This is a genomic window from Actinoallomurus sp. NPDC052274, from assembly GCF_040679475.1.
Lineage (GTDB): Bacteria > Actinomycetota > Actinomycetes > Streptosporangiales > Streptosporangiaceae > Actinoallomurus > Actinoallomurus liliacearum.
Map to the genome: position 1 here is coordinate 1 of NZ_JBFAUT010000164.1, position 1,138 is coordinate 1,138.

2 protein-coding genes are annotated in these 1,138 nt (G+C 67.2%); both read left to right on the forward strand.

Translation table 11 applies throughout. The features are described 5' to 3' along the window. On the forward strand, positions 1-894 hold an 894-nt coding region (locus AB0K82_RS44660; protein ID WP_364409872.1), incomplete at its 5' end, for a DUF4158 domain-containing protein. Beyond that, positions 852-1,138, forward strand: a 287-nt coding sequence (locus AB0K82_RS44665; protein WP_364409875.1) for a hypothetical protein, incomplete at its 3' end; no start/stop codon positions are given. The genes AB0K82_RS44660 and AB0K82_RS44665, both read left to right, overlap by 43 nt.

The window sequence follows — 1,138 nt, forward strand, 5'->3', positions numbered from 1 at the left end:
TCCGATCTGGGGTTGTTCGACTGGGAGGGCCGTACCGCCGAGCGGCACCGTAAGCATGTCCGTACGTTCTGCGACTTTCGCGAGTGCACGGTTCCCGACGCCGAGAAGCTCACCGATTGGCTGGCCGAGCACGTGTGCAGCCGGGAGCGTCGCCCGGACCGGGTACGCGAGGCGTTGTTGAAGCACATGCGCCACGAGCGGATCGAGCAGCCAGCCAAGATCCGGCTCGCCCGCATGATCGGCTCGGCGCTGCGCAAGTCCGAGGACACCCTGACCGCGAAGATCTCCAGCCGCATTCCCGGTGAGGTCACCGCGCGGATGTGGTCGCTGATCGCTGAGGCGAGCGACGATCCCGCCGCCGAGGAGACCGGTTCGGAGCCTGGCGCGGCGGCCGCCGGCGACGGTGACCTGGCCGGTGAACTCGGCCCGGAGGTATGGGCCGCGATCAAGTCCGACCCCGGCAACGTCAGCTTGAATACCTGCAAGACCGAGGTGCGCAAGCTGACCTGGATCCGGGCGGTGGGTCTGCCGTCGCGGCTGCTGGCCGACATCGCCCCCAAGATCTTGGCCGGGTGGCGAAGCCGGGCCGCGGTGGAGGCGCCCAGCCACCTGCGCCGCGACCATTCCGACGAGGTCCGCTGGACGCTGATGGGCGCCTACCTGTTCTGCCGTCAGCGCGAGATCACCGACACCCTGGTCGATCTGCTGATCGCCACAGTGCATCGGATCAACGCCCGGGCCGAGGCCAAGACCAAGGAGGCGTTCATCTCCGACATCGCCAAGAAGGTCGCGGGCAAAGAGAACATCTTGTTCAAGATCGCCCTGGCCTCGGCCGAAGACCCTAGGGCGTCGTGGAGGAAGTGGTGTACCCGGCGGCCGGCGGTCTGGGAGTGATCCTTGACCTGCTACACGAGTACCGGGCCAAGGGCCCGACCTACCGCCAAGCCCGCCAACGCAGTTTCAAGGCCTCCTACACCAACCACTACCGCAGTGGGCTGATCCAGATAATCGAGGCGCTGGAGTTCCGCTCGGCCAACACCGTCCACCGGCCGGTGCTGGAGGCACTCGAGCTGATCAAGCGGTACAAGGCCGAACACCCCGGCAACACCCGCTACTACGCCCGCGGCGAGCACGTCCC